This is a genomic window from Floridaenema aerugineum BLCC-F46, from assembly GCF_041929345.1.
Classification (GTDB): Bacteria; Cyanobacteriota; Cyanobacteriia; order Cyanobacteriales; family Aerosakkonemataceae; genus Floridanema; species Floridanema aerugineum.
In genome coordinates this window covers 34,087-53,630 of record NZ_JBHFNQ010000108.1, presented here as the reverse complement: position 1 = coordinate 53,630, position 19,544 = coordinate 34,087, and the positions used below count along the sequence as shown (strand labels likewise).

The following is a 19,544-nucleotide window of genomic DNA, read 5'->3' as shown; positions in this document are numbered from 1 at the left end:
ACTATCTTTTATCTTACCTTTCCGATTCCCCGTAAGGTTTTAACTCTGTTACTACATAATGATGAGGTGACAGAAATTCTGCGGCTATTTGTTGTAAGTCTTCAGCGGTGATTTCTTGAATTTGGTGGGGATAGGTTAGTGCTACTTCTGCTTGTGCGATCGTATTATAGTAACCATACAAACCAGCTAACTGACCGGGCGACTCTGTAGAAAACGCAAAATCATTACACAACAAACGTTTACACCTTGCCAATTCTATCTCTGAAATTGGTTCAGTTTGTAAATCCAGCAAATGTTTACTGATCAACGCTTCCACTCTTTCTATATTTTCCGCTTCCAAGTGAGCAGTAATTGTAAACAAACTCGAATCCTGCTGTAACGAGAAATTACCACAAATACCATGCACTATCTGCTCTTCTTCCCGTAACTTATTCACCAATCGAGAACAACGCCCTTCTGCCAAAAGCACCGAAATTAAATCCAACCCATAAGCAGTGCGAACTTGGTCAACTCCTGGCGCTGTCCACGCCATCAACAAGCGAGACTCTTCTATTCTGTCTAAAAACAGTTCTTGACGACGAACTTCTTTAATCGGTGTCAACTTATTTGCTGACAGAGGCGGACAACTAGAACGCGCCTTAAAACCACTAAACGAATTACTCACCAACTCTAATGCCATTCCTTGCGGCACACCACCCACAATTACCACCGTCATATTTTCCGGTTGATAATGGCAAGCATGGAAAGAGCGCATTGCTTCTGGTGTGTGCTGTAATAATAACTCTTCTGTACCCAAAACCGGACGACTATAAGGATGGTCTTGGTAAACAGTCTCCATCATCACTTGGAAAGCCAACCAATCAGGATTATCCTGTGATTGGTGAATTTCTTCCAACACTACATCTCTTTCTCTAAAAAATTCCTCGTCAGGGATAGAAGCATTTAGTAACAATTCTGCCAGATAAGGCAGAGTATCTTCCAAGTACGAAACAGCCGTAGTGATGTAGAAATGAGCATAATCATGACTAGTAGCAGCATTGGTAATGCCGCCCCAGTATTCCACCACTTGATCGAACATCCCCGGAGGAACTTGTTCGGTGCCTTTAAAAATCATGTGTTCTAGAAAGTGCGCCATTCCAGACCATTGTTCTGGCTCTCTAGTCGCACCTGCACGCACCCAAACATCTACAACAGCTACGGGTGTAGCCGGAATGTACTGATGAATAACCGTCAGCCCATTATTTAGCCTGAATACATCAGCCGAGAAGTCTGACAATTTCGGCAATTGAGAAGTCGCGCTTAATCTCAAATCCGGTATTCCATTTCGTTTTCACTTCATGGTAACTCTTTCTGAAGGAATAGAAGGAACAATTTTGTACAAATTTCCTGACAATTTTTGTTAGGGACTGGGGATTGGGGATTGGGGACAAGGGGACTCTTGAGACAAGGTGATAAATCATACCAATGATCCTCGTTCCATTTGTTGAACCTGGGAACGAAGAATGGAGGCTCTGCTCAGGAGTGCAAGATCTGAGTTTACCCCATAACCAATGACCAATGACCAATGACCAATGACCAATGACCAATGACCAATGACCAATGACCAATGACCCAAAAAACAAATTACCCCTGCCTACAGACAGAGGTAATTGATTCTTATTGGTTTCCGCAACGCCGTCTTGCCTCAGTTTTTGACCTGGACTTAAATCCAGGTGGGTGTCTTTGGCTCTAGCTTAAAAGTTTCCGAGTAACTAAGCCCGGTCTACTGCCGCTAAGCTCTCTATAGACTCCCTTATTGAAAAAGCATAGATCACAAAACATTATTGGCAGTCACCAACGCCGCAGAGTAACCTGTTTCTTATTCTATACTCAATTTTCAAATTCGGTACTGGGGACTGGGGACTGGGGACTGGGGATTGGGGACTGGGGATTGGGAAAGTTTTGAGTTTTGAGTTTTGAGTTAATGAACTTCGTCCTTGTCCCAAGAGTCCCAAGAGTCCCAAGAGTCCCAAGAGTCCCAAGAGTCTCAAGAGTCCCAAGAGTCCCAAGAGTCAAGAGTCAAGAGTCAAGAGTCAAGAGTCAAGAGTCCCTAACTGCCGTACCAGATGGATTCTACTTGTTTAGCGAGTTGTTGGAGTTGTTGTTGGGTGGTGAGGGTCGATCGCTCGCTATGATTTAACAGTATGGTAACGTGACCGAGTTTGCGACCGGGGCGAGATTCGGTTTTGCCGTACCAGAGGACGTGGCAATTGGGTATTTCGGCGAGTTTTTGGCGTTTTTCTTGGTAGTCGCTGTGGGAATGTTCGTATCCCAAAAGGTTGACCATTACTGCTGCGTCGCATTTTAAGGCCCGATTGCCTAATGGTAAACCGCTGACGCTTCTTAGGTGCATTTCAAATTGGGAGGTGTAGCTGGCATCGATGGTGAAGTGCCCGGAGTTGTGTGTGCGGGGGGCGATTTCGTTGACTAGGATTTTGCCGTTGGGGGTGAGGAAGAGTTCGATGCCGAATAGACCGATCGCTTGTAAACTGTTGAGGAGGGTGTGTGCGATCGCTTCCACCTGTAATTGTACTGCTCCATCAATATCTGCTGGCACTAATACCCGCCGACAAACTTGGTCTTCTTGTTGCGTTTCTACCACTGGATAAGTAACAATTTCCCCATCTACAGAACGTGCTGCAATTACTGCTAATTCTTTACTAAAGGGAACAAATTCTTCTAATAAAACCGGAGTTTCCCCCATCTTCTCCAAGGTCGCTTCTAAAGACTGTCGATCTTTTAAAATAAAAGTCCCTTGACCATCATACCCATGTCGTCGCGCCTTTAAAACTACCGGAAATTCCTGTGAAAAATCCTCCTGTAGGACAGGCATCTTGCCTGTCACCGCCTCCCCCTCAACTGCAACGAATTTGGGAACTGGCAATCCAATATCTTTGAGATAGCAACGTTGATGATATTTGTCGAGTAATGGTGCTAAAACTTCTAATCTGGGACGAAAGCAGATACCTTGTGATTGTAGGGGCATCAAAGCTTCCAGGTTGATAAACTCATTCTCGAAGGTAATTACATCAGATTTTTTCGCTAATAATGCTGTGGCAGCTGCGTCGTCTATTGGTGCCAAAATGGTTTCTGATGCTATGGCGGCAGCTGGGTCTGTTGCTTGGGGAGTTTGCACTATTAGTTCAATATCTAATGCTTTGGCTGCATCTGCCATCATCCAAGCTAACTGCCCTCCACCAATTACGCCAACCCGTTTAATGCTGTTCATTGCTAATATTTTTTGCGATCGCTAATCATTGGTCATTGGTAATTCCATCACCCATCACCTAATCACCATTATGAAACAATTTTGGCTATTTATAGTTAGTAATATTTACCGTTTGATTGTCAGGATAATTTCTCGACTAACGGGTAGAGGCGCGGGGAAATTCGCCACTATTTTACCGAAAGGTCAATCTTATTTGGTGAAAAATTATTGCGGGATTTATAATTTTTATGTCGATACTACTTATCCGATCGAATCTTCCGTTTGGCTTTGTGGTGTTTATGACATGGTGACGACTAAGTTTTTACGTAAAGTTATCCATCCGGGTGATGTTTTTTTGGATGTTGGTGCTAATTGTGGCGCTTTAACTTTAGTGGCTGCAAGTTTAATTGGTGATGGCAAAATCTATGCTTTTGAACCGGGTGCAGTGATTCGTTCTCGTTTACAAGCAAATATAGATGCTAATGGGGGATTAGGCGATCGCATTAAGGTTGTACCATTAGGTTTGGGATTAACTAAAAGTCAACTTTTTTACCATGAAGACCAGAATTACAGAGGTAATGGTTCGCTACATATTAGTTATGGTATTCCGGTAGAAATCATTTCTCTAGATGAGTGGGTGTTACAGGAAAATCTGAGCAAAATCGACGTAATTAAAATTGATGTGGAAGGGATGGAATATGATGTGCTTTTGGGTGGCAAGGCAACTTTGGAAAGGTTTCATCCACTGATTTATTTTGAAACAATTGAGTTATTTTATGGAGAAACACAGCATAATATTCGAGATATTTACGAATTTCTCACTAATTTGGGATATAAGATTGTTAGACCAACATCACCTCACTTAGAAGTAAAATTTGATGGTGTTTATCCGGCAAATTCTGTGGCAGTTCCGGCGAGTAAATTAGAGCGTTTAAAAATTAAATCAGCCAGGATCAACGACAACCTAAAGACTCACGGGTAGATACACCTGTTTGAGAATTTACCCCGCTTGCTATTCGGCAAAGTTCTCTAATTTGTGAGCCATCTAAAAGCGCATCTGTGAAGTCTGCACCAGCGATATTGGTATTTTGAAAAGTGGAACGTAACAAAATTGATTCAACTAAGACAGCATCGCTTAAATCAGCATCGGTAAGATTAGCTTGATCGAGCATTGCATTAGTTAAGTCGGCGGCGTGTAAATTCGCTTTTGTCATTACTGACGCACTCATCACTGCGCCACGCAAGTCAGCATTAGCAAAGTTTGTTTGGATGAGATAGGCGTTAGAAAATTCTGCTGCTGGTAATGTTTGCCCGGAAAAATCTCGCCCGAAAAGTTGAGCATTACTAAATGATAAGGGAGGGGCGTATTTTGTTGCTGCTTGCGCTGGTAAAGCAGAGAAATAAAGAGTTAGCGCCAGTAGAAATGTTGCCAATAGCCGCAAAATCATAAAAAAACACTTCCATTAACGAGTTTTTCCTTCATTTTTATAGAATATAGCATTTTAACTCATCTTTAAATGTAAATTATTTTATATTCGCCAATTAAAAAGCAGCAAAATCTTGCTATTTATTTTGCTTAATAGTTCGCTGCTCATCTATCAAATTGCAGAAAATAATTGTACTTCTTTCTTAGGTATTATTAATGCTAATAATAATCTCTAACTTTGGCGTTACGATCCGGTTTTTAGAATTCGTTAGCCTGGAAACATAGCAAAAACAAATTTTTGGCATAAAATCAGCGAGGGGCGACTAAATTATGGCTAATAAACTGTTGAAATCTAATCTTCTGTCAATTGGTGTAGTATCTGCGATTTCGGCTGCGGGACTGTTGTTTGGTGGATTAGAAGCTAAGGCGCAAACTACTGATTCTAATCAAATAAATCAGTCACAAACTCAGCCATATCAGAATAATTCTACACCCGCTGGATCTAATTCTCCATCTACAATTCAGCCATCACAAAATGTATCTCCTTCGACAAATACTTTACCCGCTACACCTTCGACAAATAGCACACCTTCTCTAAGTCAATATTCTCCAAATCAAGCTCCTATTTTGAGTGTAGGTAGCCAAGGTCAAGCTGTTAGAGATGTGCAGGCTTTGTTGAGTCAACAAGGTTTGTATAGAAATGCACCTGATGGTATTTATGGGGCGCAAACACAGGCGGCTGTGAGACAATTCCAACAATCACAAAACTTGCCAGTAGATGGTATTGTTGGGCCACAAACTTGGGGCGCAATGCTTAACAGTGGTAACGCTGGCAATGTTGGTACCAGCGGTCAATCTCAGTAATCTAAGTAAAAGATTTGGCAACTGAATTTTAAGTGTTGTAATAAGTCGGAAGTCGGCGGAATGCTGACTTCTGGCTTTTTATTTTTTGTTGATTATAATAATTAAAACTTTTGTATACTCAAGTAAGAGTGTCGTGCTTGCTTTAGTGTTTATTATGATTGGCCTTAGTACATTTGAAGAAGTAATCGGTAGTCATAATAAAGCTTTGGAATGTAGACCAGATGACTATCGCTCATGGTATAGGCGAGGCAATAAGTTGCGAATTATGGGCAAATATTACGATGCAGTTGCTAGTTATGAAAAGGCTATAGAACGGCAACCGGGAGATTATCGAGCATGGTATCAACGGGGAAATGCTTTGGATGATTTGGGTCGTTATGAAGAGGCGATCGCATCTTACAATGAAGCATTGAATTTGTATGCTAAAGATTACTGGGTTTGGTATTGGCGGGGTCATTCTCTAAGAAAAAGCGAACGTTTTGCAGAGGCTATTGATTCTTTTAACCAAGCTTTAGAATTGAAACCAAATGATTATTGGGCTTGCTATAATTGCGGTCATGTTTTGCGAGAATTGCAGCGGTTTGAAGAGGCGATCGCATCTTACGATCGAGCGATGACGATCAGAGAAAATGATTATTGGTGTTGGTATTGGCGGGGTGATTGTTTACGACATTTGGGGCGGGATAAAGAGGCGATCGCCAGTTACAATAAAGCCTTAAGAACTAAACCCTGTGATTTTTGGTGTTGGTTGCGTCGGGGAGATGCGCTACGCTGTTTAGGGAGATATGAGAGTGCGATCGCTTCTTACAATAAAGCTTTAGAAGCGCAACCGAAAGATGCTAGTGCGTTGTACTATAAAGCTTGTTGTTGTGCGAAACTAAGAAAGGTTGAGTTAGCGGTGGAGAGTTTGGGGAGGGCGATCGATCTTTACCCGAAAAAATATCTAAACTTAGCTCAAACCGATGCTTATTTTGACCCAATTCGCGGTTATCAAGAATTTGAAGCTTTGCTGCAATAAAAGTTAGAAAGTTCAACAATTGGAGTTAATTGAAAATGCCGATTATTCGCGTGCCAAAATCCTGGGAAATTCCTGAAAATGAAGTAACACCAGAAGCAGCTTTTTATAATCGGCGACGCTTTCTTAAAACCCTGGTAGGTGCTGGGTTAGGCGCAAGTATTTTGCCGATTGTGGGTTGTCAGGAGTCTGCATCATCAGAAAATGTTGAGTTAAATAAAACTCTGGATAAACCCAAGTTAACGGGAGTTAAATTGAATTCGGCTTTTGCGGAGGTCGATCGACCAATTACCAACGAAAAATTAGCTGGACAATATAACAATTTCTATGAATTTGGCAGCGGTAAATCAATTTGGCAATCTGCCCAAGCATTACCTTCAGATAATTGGAAAGTCGAAGTAACAGGATTAGTAAAAAATCCCCAAACTTATGACTTAGATGATTTACAGAAAAAGTTCAATTTACAAGAAAGAATTTACCGTTTTCGCTGCGTAGAAGCTTGGTCAATGGCAATTCCTTGGATTGGTTTTCCCATGCGAGATATTATCGCCGCAGTTGAACCAACTTCCCAAGCAAAATTTGTCCGATTTAGTTCTTATTACGATCCCAAAGTTACTTATGGCCCGCTTTTAACCTTCGGCAAAAAGTTACCTTGGCCCTATCAAGAAGGTTTGCGAATTGAAGAAATGGCGAATGATTTGGCGTTTTTTGCTGTTGGCGTTTACGGTCATTTATTACCCGATCAACATGGTGCGCCAATTCGGGCAGTTTTGCCTTGGAAGTATGGATTTAAGGGGGCAAAATCAATTGTAAAAGTTGAATTTTTGGACAAGCAACCTGCTACTTATTGGAATACTTTAGTGCCAAATGAATATGATTTTGAGGCGAATGTAAATCCGACAAAACCTCATCCTCGTTGGTCACAAGCGACCGAGAAATTTGTGGGGAAAGGGCCGGGTTTTTCTTGGGAAAGAAAGGAAACTCTTCCTTATAATGGTTATGGGGAATATGTGGCGAGTTTGTATGTTTGAGGAAGATAAGCTTCAGAATTAATGAAATAAATAATAGAACAAATTGCTCTATGAGGCTGCCTAATCCTGAAAGAAGTATCATTGATGAAGAAAAACTATCTGGTTATTGTCTCAATCCTAGTCATTCAGATGGTCAACACAAAGCACGGGTTTTTGCATCAGCTTTAGGGATGGATATAGATGATTCTCAAGAGTTAAGAATTGCATTGATGGAAGCTATCCAAACTACTGATGCTGTTCTGGATAAACGCAATTCATACGGACAGAAATATAGAGTAGATTTTCTAATGGTGAGAGGGGAAAAACAGGCAATGGTACGCAGTGTTTGGATTGTGCGGGATGATGAAGATTTTCCTCGATTGATAACTTGTTTTGTTTTGTAATTAGGAGTAATAATATGAATTCACAAATGAAGTTATTGGATGTGGTAGCATTGCTAGAAGATTTACCAGAATTAGGTTTATATCGGGGTCAGGTAGGGACAATTGTGGAAGTGTATGAACCAGGGGTTTTTGAGGTTGAATTTAGTGATTTAAACGGTCGGGCTTACGCTATAGAAACTCTGAATGCTAGTCAATTAATACTTTTACATTATCAAAGTTTGTCTGAAGAAATGTTAGTTCAAACTTAAGAATGTTACCTTTTTCCCAAAGGCGCATCTTGTTCGTTTATATATTCCCTAGCGAGCAAGATGCTCACACTACAATAATCAGCTTTCAAAGTCCCCCTTATCAAGGGGGATTTAGGGGGATCTAATTCGGTGGTTACTTCTAACAGCAGAGGTTAGAATTGGGAAAAGGTGCAGTTGCTACCTCATTCTAAATAGAATAAAGTCTGTGTTTGACGCAATTATCAAGTTCTACCAAGAACACAAAGAAACTATTGATAACCTCCTTTCTGGAGGACTTCCCGCAATTTTGTTTGGTGCAATAGGCGTGGTTTGGTGGTGGTACCAAAATCACCGCAAGAAACGTATTCCTCACTCGTCTTTTGCTTTCGATGTGATTCCGCCGAAAAGTGAGGTATTGCCAGTAATTTTCCGGGAAGATGATGAGAAAAGTCAGAAAGACCCTTTAGCAGATTCTCGCATTCCTTACCAAAAGCGACTTTTTGATCGCAACATTCAGCAAGAATTAGAAAGAAAACTACAAGAAACAGGCTGGTTATTAATTGTTGGACGCACAGGTTTAGGGAAAACGCGAGAAGCAGCAGAATTGGCACAACTTTTTAATAATGATGGTTGGACAGTACTGCACTTGAAGACGGGGGAATGGTTGGATTTTCCGGCGCGGTTGCCAAAGGAAGTGGAAACATACCCCAAATTGCTGTTTTTTCTAGATGATTTACACCAGAAAATGTACCAAAGTCGTCAAGACATATCACCAAAAGCGGAGAATTCACCTTTGGAAAAGTTCCGAGTACCTTTGCAAGAACGATTGCTGAAAACTCTGGAAACTTACGAAAAATTGTGTGGTAAGGAAGAGATTCGTGTAATTGCTACGGCGCGTAATGAAAAATTTAGGCATATTCTGGATGAACCTAGTGAATGGCAAAAATTGCAATGGGATAAGTATCCGAAATTGTGGAACCGTTTCCTGATAATTATAAAGCTTGGTACAACCGAGGAATGGCTTTAGGAAAATTAGATCAGTGGGAAGACGCTATATTAGCCTATGATGAAGCGTTGAAATTGAAACCTGATTATCATGACGCTTGGTACAACCGTGGTATTGATTTAGCTAAATTAGGCAGATTTTATGAGGCTATCGATTCTTTCAATAAAGTTTTGGAAATCAAACCTGACAACCCTCATGCCTTTTATAATAAAGCTTGTTGTTATGCTGCGAAACATAATGTTGATTTAGCAGTTCAAAGCTTGGAAAAAGCAATTAATTTGAATCCTGATGAATACCGAAAAAAGGCAAGAGCTTTTGCAGATTTTGATAGCATTCGGAATGATGCACGGTTTCAGGCTTTGATGCAAGAATAGAAGAAAATTTTAACCGCAGATAAACGCAGATAAATACAACTAAAAGGTGTTACCATGATTGCTTCACCTCAACCTTCTTACTTCACCCCTGAAGAATACCTCGAAATGGAGGAACAAAGCCCGATCAAACATGAATATATTGATGGGCAAATTTATGCAATGGCAGGGGTAAGCGATTCTCATGTTACTATTGCGGGAAATTTGTTTGCATTACTTCGCAGCCATGTCCGAGGTTCAGGTTGTCGGGTTTATATTGCCGATATGAAAGCCCGAATTGAATCTTTAAATCGCTTCTATTATCCTGATATTATGGTGACTTGCGATGAACGAGACAAGCAAACACCAAATTATAAACGATTTCCTTGCTTAATTGTTGAAGTTCTATCCGACTCTACAGAAGCTTTCGACAGAGGCGATAAATTTGTAGATTACCAACAGCTAGAAACTCTGCAAGAATACGTTTTAATTAACACCAAACGCCAGCGAGTTGAATGCTTTCGCCGCAACAGTGAAGGGCTTTGGGTGTTACAGTTTTATACACCTGAACAACAAATATTTCAACTGAAAAGTGTTAACTTTGAAGGAAGTTTAGCAGCACTATACGAAGACGTAACTTTTGAATAATTAAATAACCTAAAAACTCCTTTTTCTTTTCTCTCTGCGTCCTCTGCGTCTCTGCGGTTCAAATTAATCTCATTTTCCCAAAGGCAAACTAACTGTAAAAGTTGTCCCCACCCCTACCTCACTCTTCAAACTAATACTTCCGCCATGCAACTCCACACACTTTTTCACCACCACAAGACCTAACCCCGTCCCTGGGATATTCCGCACATTTTTCCCCCGATGAAATGGTTCAAATAACTGTTTTTGATCCGCTTCCGAAATGCCAATTCCTTGGTCACGAATTCGCAAAATAGTATTATTTCCATCACACTCTAAACTAAAATAAATGTTGCTATTTTGGGGAGAATACTTAATCGCATTAGAAAGCAGATTTGATAAAATTGACTTAAGCAATTTTTCATCTAAATAAGCGCGACTACATTCCCCAACACATCCAAACCTAATTTGATGGTTCGTACCTTGACTTAAACGGATTTCTTCAATAAGATTCAAACAAAAATTTTCCAAATTTAAAAACTGCGGCTTAAATTCTAATTTCCCTGTTTCAGCACGATTAATAGTTAAAATATCATCCAATAACTGAATCATGGTTTTTACCGAAGATTGAATTCGGTTTAAATTCCTAGTAATTTTCTCATTTTGATCTGATTGACTACTGCTATTTTCTAAAAGTTGCGCTGCTGCTAAAATGGTACTTAAAGGAGTGCGAAATTCATGAGATGCCATTGAGAAAAAGCGCACTTTTAAAGCGCTGAGTTCTTTCTCTCTTTCCAAGGCGAGGCGAATTTCATCTAAACGTTTGCGTTCGGTGATATCGCGAGAATTGACAAAAATTCTGGTAGTTTCTGCATAATCTACAAAGTTCTGACTAATCGCTTCAAAAATTCGCCAAGTTCCGTCTTTGTGACGACGACGAAATTCTATTGATAAAGCAGTTCCGGGATTTTGAATTGTGTTAGTAAAAGTTCGTAAAGCGTTGGTAACATCGTCTGGGTGAATGTATTCAAAAATGTTCTTTCCTACTAAGTCAGCAGAAGCGTAACCTAACACTTTTTCAACTGATGGACTTTCGTAACTGATAGTACCATCAGCGTCAATAATGGTGATAATGTCTAAAGCATTTTCGATTAAAGATCGGAATCTTTCTTCACTTCTCCGCAATGCTGCTTCTGCCTCTTTTCTCTCGGTAATATCTCGTTGTACAGATATCCAATGTGTATACCAACCTGTTTTATCTGCAACTGGAACCACGCTAAATTCTACCCAAAATTCGGAACCATCTTTGCGATAATTAATAACTTCAACTGTGACTGACTCCCAATGAGAAAGTGCCTCTCTAACCTTTTTTAATTCGTTGCGATCGGTTTTTGCACCGTGAAGAATTCGCGGGTTTTTTCCTAACACTTCTTCTAATGTATATCCAGTCATGTTGGTAAATGCTTTGTTAGCATAAAGAATGCGGGGTCCCGGTTCATCAATGGGTGCTGCTTCGGTGATTAAAACTGCGTCATTTGTGTTAACAACTACTGACTGAAGTAGGCGTAATTGTTCTTCTTGGCGCTTTTGTTCGGTGATGTCTGCAACTACCGCAACTAAACCATTAACATTACCTTCGCTGTCTTTTAAAGATGCAGCAGAAAAGCTAATATCTATTGGTGTTCCGTCTTTTTTTTGGCGGCGTAATTCGCCTGTGTAATGAATTGTTCCTTGCAAAATACTTTGTTTTAATGTTTGGAATTCTTCGATTTTATCTTCGGGAACAATGGGATTAGGTCGATCGCAAACTTCCGCCTCTGTCCACCCAAAAATTCTCTCCGCAGCAGGGTTCCAAAGTTTGACGTTACCATTTAAATCTAAGGTGAAAATGGCACGAGGTGATGCAAAAATTAATGCTTGTAAGGTATGATTTGTATGGCGCAATGCTTCGTTAGCTAATGCTAATTCTTCGGTGCGTTGTTGCACGCGAATTTCTAAGTCGGCGTTGAGTTCTTGCAGTTGTTCGTAAAGTTCTGATTGTTGAATGGCGATCGCTACTTGTGTCGCCAATTGTTTCATTAATTCTACTTCTGATTCTTCCCATTGTCGAGGCCCGCTACAATGATGAGCAATCAATAATCCCCAAAGGTTTTCTCCTTGTAAAATAGGAACTACTAATTTTGCTTTCACACCGAATTGTTTGACAAATTCAATTAAGCAAGGTTCAATGTCTGATTTTTCAATATCGGTAATGGCACGAGTTTTACCTTTTGAATAAGCTTGATGATACTCTTGGGGAAATACTTCTTCGGGAAAAGATTGCCCTAAAATTAAGGGCCATTCTGGTAATACTGTTTCGGTAATTGCTGTGCCTGTTCCATCTGACCAGAGGCGGTAAATTAAAACGCGATCGCATCCCAAAAATTGCCTAACTTCCGCTACAGTTGTGACTAATACTTCTTCTAAGTTTAACGATTCTCGAATATGATGGGCAATTTGGGTGACTAATCTTTCTCTTTCTGTTTGTTGGCGCAACACTATTTCTGTTTGTCGCCGTTTGGCAATTTCTCGGTTTAATAGGTAGTATGCTGCTAGTAAAATTAGGAGGTTAATTAGGAGGATGATTAACATTTTGGGTGATGTTGAGAGATTTTATTATTAAAACCGCTACAGACGCAGAGGACGCAGAGAAAAGAAAGAGAGAAAGAATATTATCTGTGTTCATCTGTGTTCATCTGTGGATATCTGTGGTAAAAAATCCTAAATTTTTAGCTTTTGTAATAAGTTTAATCTATACAGGAAATTCCCACCCCAAAAAGGAGTGGGATAATTTGCTTTCACTTCAACAAGTACAGAGTAGGAGTTTAACGTAGTCGATGGAAGCTATAGGGAAAGATGTTTTTGACCGCAGATGAATTTTAGTTGTTGATTGTAATTTTAGCAGGTTGCCAATTTTCTAAGGCGGTTTGGCAACGCAATCTTACAATTTGGTCTGTTTGTTGTGGTAATGCTTGTTCTAAAATTGTCTGAGTTTCAGGGGTGGCAATTTCTTGTAATGAAACAATTGCTGCATAACGTAATGCCCAATCTTCAACGTTAGATAATGCCCAATTTAGTTTTTCTATGCAACGATCGATCGCCGAAATATCATTTGTTGTACTGCCGATTTTTCCTAACCCTCTTGCTGCCATTCTTCGCACACTTCCCTGACAGTGATTGGCAACTTCTATTCCCACAACTTCGATTAATAAATCCAAGGCGCGAATATCACCTATTCGGGCTAATCCTTGGATGATAAAACCTTGAATTCCGTGATCTTTACATTTTAAAAATGCGGTAATTAAAGGTTCTACTGTTTCGCTGCCAATTTCTACTAATGATTCTACTGCTATTGCTGAAATAGCTGGATGATGATGGTGCAATTGTTCAATTAAAGAGGCGATCGCTTCCCCATTACTTACCCCAACTCCCCGATTTTCCGGTAGTAACAATTGATCGATCGCACCCAACAAAAAACTTTTTCCCTCGCCAGATGTCCCATTCTCTGCTTCATCTGCCAACAAAGCTTCTAAAATTCGCTTCAAATTCAACAACTTTAAACTATCAGCGACTTTCGCGGAAATAATTGCTTCTGCTGCGGTTAAATGTCCGATCGCACCCAAATCAAAAGCCGCTGCCCACCGCAAATACATATTATCATGACTGAGATTTTGTACCAACCTTTCTATATATTGCGGTTCCTGAGTTAATAAATAAAGATATCTCGCTGCGGCACATTGTACCCGTTCTGATTTATCCTGTAAAAAAGGTTCAATTAAATCCCGAACTTCCCATGCTTGTAACGTGCCTAAAGCTTCAATTATTGCTTCGTAAGGTTGCTCAGAATGGGATTTTAAAAGAGTAGTTAAAGTGGGAATTGCTTGGCGATCGCCAATCGCTGCGATCGCTTGTACCACAGCTTCCCTTAAATTCAAATCTTCACAATCTAAAGCTATTAATAAATCAGGCACAGCTTCGCGATTTTTTAACTGTCCTAATGCCCTCGCCGCTTGTCTTCTTAAAGGATATCCACCCTGTTCAGTACGATAGCGTTCATCCCGCAAAGCTGCACATAAAAAAGGACAAGCTGACTGCACTTTATTTTTACCTAACCACCAAGCAGCATAATAACGGGTTTGATTATCATCTCCGGTTAAAGCTGCGATCGCACTTTTTGCCGAATTAATTGGTTCAGTCGCGTAAGTAGTAGTCATAAAAATCGTTTTTTATTATTAATTGAATACTATGAGGGACTAGAGATTGGGCACTAGGAGACAAGGAGAAGTTTCTTAACTCAAAACTCAAAACTCAAAACTTAAAACTTTCCTCCTAGTCCCCAGTCCCCAGTCCCCAATCATCAATCCCTAAGCAGGTGTAACACTGACAATTTTGCCGCCCCGTTTATGGATTTCTTGGTATTTTTCCGACAATTGATCGAAGGGTACAGAATAAATTTGGCGACTGCGACGCACCGCAACTTTTGTACCAACTCCGCCTATAATTGCTTCTACCAAATATACGCGAGAATCTCCTCTGTTGGGCGCACTCCGTAAAGTTCCCGCATTGCTAAGCGCACTTCTGGTAGTAACTGTCGGGGGAGTAATTGCATTTGGCAAATTCATGGAAATTCGCAACCGCAGTTTGGAATCTCTCCCTCCATACTGGGCATTATCACTATTTCCATTTCCCCGATATAGGCTAAACAAACGGTTAAAACCTACGGTTTTTTGACCGGGAATTGATTGGAATCCCCGATAAAAAGGAACGGTATAATCACCAAAAGCAGAGCTATATTCTGGGCTATAAATGTAGGAATCGATTTCTGCTTCGTAGCCCTGAGAAGCGTAAATATCAACGTGATAAGCAATCTCTGATTGGTCGTAAGGCGCACGTCCCAATAAGTGCTTATAATTCAATTCAATGAACCGTACTTGAGATTTGTTGTAGAAAAACCGCTCTTTGTAAAATTCTGATTTGGCTAAAATCGCAATAAATTGCCGCACGTTAATGCTGCCATTTCTTAACAAAGCTTCGGCACTGGCAAATACACCACTGGTATACACTCTTTCCCGTCCGAAAACGTGCTCGTAAGCGGCGCGAAAAACTTGTTGCAAATCGTCTTCTGTCCAATTGCGGCGCAGTTCAAATTTTTTCCCAACTGCGCCGCTAAAGCCTAAGCGATCTTCTGTTAAAAGACTCATGTTTTACTGCTCCATTAAAAAACGTTTTTGTCATTGGTCAATAGTCATTTGTCTTTTGTTATTTGTCATTCCTGAATCAATCACCAATAACAAATAACTAATGACAAACGACCAATGACCAATGACTAAGAACGAGTTAGCTTAGTGCGTTGATTGCGTAGTTGAGGTAAATGTTGGCTTCACCTGCGGCATCGCCAGACAAACCATGATTATCACGAACAAATTCTAATGCTGCAACGTACCAGCTGGGAGACAATCCCAAAGCAGCGTTGAATTCTTTCACGCCTGCTAATACATATTCATCGATCGGCCCTGTACCACCGACAACACAGCAGTAGCTAATAGTACGCAAGTAGTGGTCGATATCCCGTACACACTTGTTTTTGCCTTCTTGGGTAGAAGCATATTGTGGCCCTTGCATTTGGGTGGTGTAAGGGAATTTTTGATACACATGGTTAGCAGCTGCTTCTGCCCACTTTTTGCCATTATTATTAAATGCTTTGGCGGCTTCTAATCCAGCACGAGCACGGTTAAAGCGACCGAAAATCGCTTGCATTTCGGTGTTGCTGAGGTAAGCGCCACGAGAATCTGCTGCGGCAATTGCTTCTGTGATCGGGGTCTTCATGATATCTTTTTTCTCCGCAATGCTTTGATTAAGCTGTGGTGTAATCTGAGGTTGTAACTTAAATTCGACATTGTGCAGGATGGCAGATTTGCTTAGCTTCTGCCTTCTGCCTTTTTACTAGGCAACTGCGCCAGCGGCTCGATCGAAATAGCCAGCTAATTCTGACATTAAAGCGCTGCAATCTCCTCTGGTAATACCATTGGAATCGTTAGCGATTTGAATTGCCGCATCTTTCATTTTTTGGATGCCTTTAGCAACTGTGTTACCAGGAGTTCCTAAAGCTTGGTAGGTTTCGCGCAAACCATTTAAGCAACGATCATCCATTGCACTGGCATCGCCCGCTAGTACTGAGTAGGTGACATAGCGTAAAATGAATCCTAAGTCCCGAATGCAAGCGGCTTGGTTACGGTTATGGAAGCAAGCACCACCAGGGCCGAAAACTTGGGGTTCTTCTGCAACTAATGCCCGATAAGCATTAGCGGTAATGGTGGAAGCGTTGCTGGTGAGGCGGTTAACTATGTCCAAGCGTTTGTTGCTTTCGGCAACCATGTTGGACAAAGCATTTACTTGATCTTCGCTTAGGTAAGCACCTTTCTTATCAGCTTGATCAACTACTCTGGAGAAAGCGTCGAGCATTTTCTTAAATCTCCTAAGTTGCTTAGGTTTTATAAATTGCGGCTGTCAAAAGTTCAGCTTGCATAGAACCTTACCTTCCAAAAGTAAAAAAATTGGTGAGGAAAAGGTAAAGAAATCGGAAAGATTGTAACGAATTGAGTAATTTGTTACAAACCGAAACAAAGGCTTAAGTTATTATTACAAGCTTTTGTAAAAAATCTTAACTTTTATTGCGAATCTTAAGCCAAAATAATGTCCACCAAAAAGGGTAAGATTTTCTGAACAGTCGAAACTCTTGCTGCCAGAAGGTTATTAATTTTGGTGATCAAATTTTGCGCTTATGAGAATTCTTCTGGTTGAAGATGATTTGCGTCTTGCGGAAACGTTAGCGGAAGCACTGACCGATCAGCGCTATGTTGTTGATGTGGTGAGTGATGGGGAATCAGGATGGGAACAAGTCAAGGTACTCAACTATGACTTGATGCTTTTAGATTTGATGTTGCCAGAGTTGGATGGGAAGAGTCTTTGTCAGCGTTTGCGATCGCACGGTTACAATATGCCTGTGCTCATGCTCACCGCTTGCGATACCGTCACCGATAAAATTAATGGCTTAGATGCGGGTGCTGATGATTATGTTGTAAAACCTGTAGATTTAGGGGAATTATTTGCTAGAGTTCGTGCTTTATTGCGGCGCGGAAATTCCTGTTTACCCCCGATTTTAGAATGGGGAAAACTGCGTTTAGATCCGAGTACTTACGAAGTGAATTATGCAGATAAACCGCTACATTTAACTCCTAAAGAATACAGTTTGTTAGAATTGTTACTCAGAAGTGGGCGGCGTGTTCTCAGTCGCAGCATCATTATTGAACACATTTGGTCTTTGGAAGCACCCCCAGAAGAAGACACAGTAAAAGTACATCTTAGAAGTTTACGGCAAAAGTTAAAAGCTGCGGGTGCTCCAGAAAATTTAATCGAAACAGTTCACGGCATGGGTTATCGTTTGCGACAGTTAAGCTAAATTAATGAGATACTCCAAAATTAACAACCGCAAATAATCTAGCATCCGAATATAAGCTTTTGTTTTTTTTGTATTCTGCATTTGTTGTTAAGTAGAATTTAGCGATCGTCCCCACATCAAATACGCGCATAGCTTTTCAGTAGGTGTAAATAAATAAAGTGATAATAGTTATCTGAGGATGGGTCAGGCAGGATGCCTACCCCACAAGAGTTACAGCTTTCTTGTCGGGTAGGCAGGAGAGCCGAAGTTGGTTTTCACGGTATATCTATTTAATACCATGCTTAATAAAAGACAAATCCACTGCACCGAAGTTTGTCACCAAAGCCACATTTAAGTTTTCTAAAGATTGCACTAACCACCGCAAATCCTCCACTGTTTGCGATTCATAGTAACTAAACAAAATAGAAAATCGTCTTTCTAAAAGTGGCTTAACTTTGTTGGAAAGAAGAGCGATTTTTAGTAATATGCCGATCGTTCGCCGGGGGCCAAGGTTAGCAACTAAATCGAGAAAGAAGTAATAGTTGGGATGGGTGGGACTTTCTACCAAGAAGTTGAAGAGTTCACTACAAGTTTGCATAATTAGAACATCATTTAATTTCTGAGAGTCTTTTTCAGAAAATAAGTTTTTCAAGTACTGATAAAGTCGATTATTAAACTGATGTTTTCCATATTTCGGATCGACTGAATCAATTAGGTACTCGTACAGATAAGATTTAAACCCTCGATAATTTTGGTTTTTGCTATTTTGAGACAGAAAATCTTGAGCTAAGTCTCGATAAGTATAAGAATCTTTGACTTTACCAACGAATTCTTGCAGCGCCAGATAAAGCTTTTCATCTGTTAATAAGGTAGGGTTTTTAACTGGCGCAATAATTTTGTCTCCGAATTCCGAATCAATTTTCTTAGCGGTTTTCAGGTGCCTTAAAAGATAAAGGGTATATTGAGATAAACTAAGCTCAAATTGTTTTTGTTTCTGTTCCTGAATTTCGCGAACGGTTTGTTTTTGCAGGTCAGAATTTTCGTTGCCCAGCAAACAATGATCGTATAAAAATGGATAGCGTGAAATTAATTGTCCCAAGGGATATTTAGCCTCTTGATTAACTGTGAGAATTTTGGGTGCAAATGCGGGAACTAAACGTCGTAAGACTTTGTATTCTTCACTTTGCGTAAAATTAGAGGTTAACTCGTGCAAACGTTGCACTAGGCGAGAACGACTAGCAATTCCCGAAAATCTGGAAGATGAGTTCTCAAAGAGTTCTATTAATTCTGCGATCGCATTTTTATTTTTTTGCTGCATTTGCCAACGGTTAATTAAAATGTAGCAGCAACGACTAATAATGTAATTAAACTCTTGCTGATTTTCTAAATTAGCAACTATTTTATATAAGGCTGCTTCCACATCCGTTTCAGGATAACCAATGCCATCAATAAATAGCTGCTGTAAGCGTTCGATAATTTGTGCTGGCGCTTCATTCTGAACACAGCTTATTAGGTGTTCGTAGATGATTTTTTCATGGTTATTTTTCATCTTCTGATTATCATTAATTACCGTTATTGCGATATTTTGACTAATTTTTGTGATGCTTTCCCCTTGATAAAACTTATAGAATTAACAATTTTGATTAATTGTAATTTTTAGACAAGCCCCTGACATATAAGGCGATTCTTACCTATTAATTATACAACTTTTACGGAAAACTTTGCTTATTTTTCTTCATTTGTCTAAGCATAATTATGTAATGATTGTAGCTACCAAATGATAATAACATCTATTTAACATATTTGCCAAAAGTTTACTTACTAGCGCCAACGATATCGCTTTTATCTTAGAAGCACAAGGGTTGGTGATAATCAATCATATATCAGCCTTAAT

At 40.1% G+C, this 19,544-nt stretch carries 18 protein-coding genes, 1 other RNA gene and 2 pseudogenes; 10 read left to right on the top strand and 11 right to left on the bottom strand.

Features of this window, described 5'->3' with window-relative positions; translation table 11 throughout:
- Positions 1 to 13: 13 nt before the first annotated feature.
- From ACE1CC_RS14140 to ACE1CC_RS14130, 3 genes are all read right to left on the bottom strand, one after another.
- Complete coding sequence (locus ACE1CC_RS14140) at positions 14 to 1,309, bottom strand: M16 family metallopeptidase (RefSeq protein ID WP_413271073.1); 1,296 nt, start codon at positions 1,307 to 1,309, stop codon at positions 14 to 16.
- A 350-nt stretch (positions 1,310 to 1,659) separates the two neighbouring features.
- A non-coding RNA gene (gene ssrS / locus ACE1CC_RS14135) (6S RNA) lies at positions 1,660 to 1,851 on the bottom strand.
- Positions 1,852 to 2,089: 238 nt separating this feature from the next.
- The gene (locus ACE1CC_RS14130; protein WP_459563847.1) at positions 2,090 to 3,259 is read right to left on the bottom strand and encodes a 5-(carboxyamino)imidazole ribonucleotide synthase; all 1,170 of its coding nucleotides are present in this window, start codon (positions 3,257 to 3,259) and stop codon (positions 2,090 to 2,092) included.
- A gap of 79 nt (positions 3,260 to 3,338) precedes the next feature.
- Here ACE1CC_RS14130 and ACE1CC_RS14125 point away from each other — a divergent pair, with 79 nt between their 5' ends.
- A complete protein-coding gene (locus tag ACE1CC_RS14125; RefSeq protein WP_413271071.1) occupies positions 3,339 to 4,229 on the top strand; it encodes an FkbM family methyltransferase in 891 nt (296 codons plus the stop codon).
- On the opposite strand, the gene ACE1CC_RS14120 is transcribed toward ACE1CC_RS14125, so the two are convergent.
- Positions 4,201 to 4,695 carry a pentapeptide repeat-containing protein gene (locus ACE1CC_RS14120; RefSeq protein ID WP_413271070.1) on the bottom strand — a complete coding sequence of 165 codons (495 nt, stop codon included), beginning with the start codon at positions 4,693 to 4,695 and terminating at the stop codon, positions 4,201 to 4,203. The two genes, ACE1CC_RS14125 and ACE1CC_RS14120, sit on opposite strands and share 29 nt — an antisense overlap.
- A 308-nt stretch (positions 4,696 to 5,003) precedes the next feature.
- Here ACE1CC_RS14120 and ACE1CC_RS14115 point away from each other — a divergent pair, with 308 nt between their 5' ends.
- The 8 genes from ACE1CC_RS14115 to ACE1CC_RS14080 all read left to right on the top strand — a co-directional run bounded on the left by ACE1CC_RS14115 (position 5,004) and on the right by ACE1CC_RS14080 (position 10,197).
- Entirely contained in the window at positions 5,004 to 5,537 is a 534-nt protein-coding gene (locus ACE1CC_RS14115; protein ID WP_413271069.1) for a peptidoglycan-binding domain-containing protein, read from the top strand.
- Positions 5,538 to 5,691: 154 nt separating this feature from the next.
- Complete coding sequence (locus ACE1CC_RS14110) at positions 5,692 to 6,555, top strand: tetratricopeptide repeat protein (RefSeq protein ID WP_413271068.1); 864 nt, start codon at positions 5,692 to 5,694, stop codon at positions 6,553 to 6,555.
- 35 nt (positions 6,556 to 6,590) lie between these two features.
- Positions 6,591 to 7,583 carry a protein-methionine-sulfoxide reductase catalytic subunit MsrP gene (gene msrP / locus ACE1CC_RS14105; protein ID WP_413271067.1) on the top strand — a complete coding sequence of 331 codons (993 nt, stop codon included), beginning with the start codon at positions 6,591 to 6,593 and terminating at the stop codon, positions 7,581 to 7,583.
- 50 nt (positions 7,584 to 7,633) lie between these two features.
- Positions 7,634 to 7,966 carry a DUF6883 domain-containing protein gene (locus tag ACE1CC_RS14100; protein ID WP_413271066.1) on the top strand — a complete coding sequence of 111 codons (333 nt, stop codon included), beginning with the start codon at positions 7,634 to 7,636 and terminating at the stop codon, positions 7,964 to 7,966.
- 26 nt (positions 7,967 to 7,992) lie between these two features.
- Complete coding sequence (locus ACE1CC_RS14095; protein ID WP_459563846.1) at positions 7,993 to 8,214, top strand: DUF4926 domain-containing protein; 222 nt, start codon at positions 7,993 to 7,995, stop codon at positions 8,212 to 8,214.
- Between the two features lie 205 nt (positions 8,215 to 8,419).
- Positions 8,420 to 9,220: a P-loop NTPase family protein gene (locus ACE1CC_RS14090; protein WP_413271064.1), complete on the top strand. Its 801-nt coding sequence runs from the start codon at positions 8,420 to 8,422 to the stop codon at positions 9,218 to 9,220.
- On the top strand, positions 9,211 to 9,573 hold the full coding sequence (locus tag ACE1CC_RS14085) for a TPR end-of-group domain-containing protein (RefSeq protein ID WP_413271063.1): 363 nt from the start codon (positions 9,211 to 9,213) through the stop codon (positions 9,571 to 9,573). Before ACE1CC_RS14090 ends, ACE1CC_RS14085 begins: the two co-directional genes overlap by 10 nt.
- 54 nt (positions 9,574 to 9,627) lie before the next feature.
- Positions 9,628 to 10,197, top strand: a complete 570-nt coding sequence (locus ACE1CC_RS14080; RefSeq protein ID WP_413271062.1) for a Uma2 family endonuclease — start codon at positions 9,628 to 9,630, stop codon at positions 10,195 to 10,197.
- A gap of 69 nt (positions 10,198 to 10,266) precedes the next feature.
- Here the strand turns inward: ACE1CC_RS14080 and ACE1CC_RS14075 are convergent, their stop codons facing one another.
- From ACE1CC_RS14075 to ACE1CC_RS14055, 6 genes and pseudogenes are all read right to left on the bottom strand, one after another.
- Positions 10,267 to 12,804 carry a PAS domain S-box protein gene (locus ACE1CC_RS14075; RefSeq protein ID WP_413271061.1) on the bottom strand — a complete coding sequence of 846 codons (2,538 nt, stop codon included), beginning with the start codon at positions 12,802 to 12,804 and terminating at the stop codon, positions 10,267 to 10,269.
- Between the two features lie 287 nt (positions 12,805 to 13,091).
- A pseudogene (locus ACE1CC_RS36835) lies at positions 13,092 to 13,604 on the bottom strand (HEAT repeat domain-containing protein); the annotation flags it as partial.
- Between the two features lie 51 nt (positions 13,605 to 13,655).
- A pseudogene (locus ACE1CC_RS36830) lies at positions 13,656 to 14,426 on the bottom strand (HEAT repeat domain-containing protein); the annotation flags it as partial.
- A 150-nt stretch (positions 14,427 to 14,576) separates the two neighbouring features.
- Positions 14,577 to 15,413: a phycobilisome rod-core linker polypeptide gene (locus ACE1CC_RS14065; RefSeq protein WP_413271059.1), complete on the bottom strand. Its 837-nt coding sequence runs from the start codon at positions 15,411 to 15,413 to the stop codon at positions 14,577 to 14,579.
- Positions 15,414 to 15,549: 136 nt separating this feature from the next.
- Positions 15,550 to 16,038 (bottom strand): globin family protein, encoded by a 489-nt coding sequence (locus ACE1CC_RS14060; protein ID WP_413271058.1) that lies wholly within the window; start codon positions 16,036 to 16,038, stop codon positions 15,550 to 15,552.
- Between the two features lie 117 nt (positions 16,039 to 16,155).
- The gene (locus ACE1CC_RS14055; protein WP_413271057.1) at positions 16,156 to 16,674 is read right to left on the bottom strand and encodes a phycocyanin subunit beta; all 519 of its coding nucleotides are present in this window, start codon (positions 16,672 to 16,674) and stop codon (positions 16,156 to 16,158) included.
- Positions 16,675 to 16,993: 319 nt separating this feature from the next.
- Here ACE1CC_RS14055 and ACE1CC_RS14050 point away from each other — a divergent pair, with 319 nt between their 5' ends.
- Entirely contained in the window at positions 16,994 to 17,671 is a 678-nt protein-coding gene (locus tag ACE1CC_RS14050) for a response regulator transcription factor (RefSeq protein WP_413271056.1), read from the top strand.
- A gap of 265 nt (positions 17,672 to 17,936) precedes the next feature.
- Here ACE1CC_RS14050 and ACE1CC_RS14045 read toward each other — a convergent pair whose 3' ends face one another.
- A complete protein-coding gene (locus tag ACE1CC_RS14045; protein ID WP_413271055.1) occupies positions 17,937 to 19,199 on the bottom strand; it encodes a hypothetical protein in 1,263 nt (420 codons plus the stop codon).
- Positions 19,200 to 19,544 lie beyond the last annotated feature (345 nt).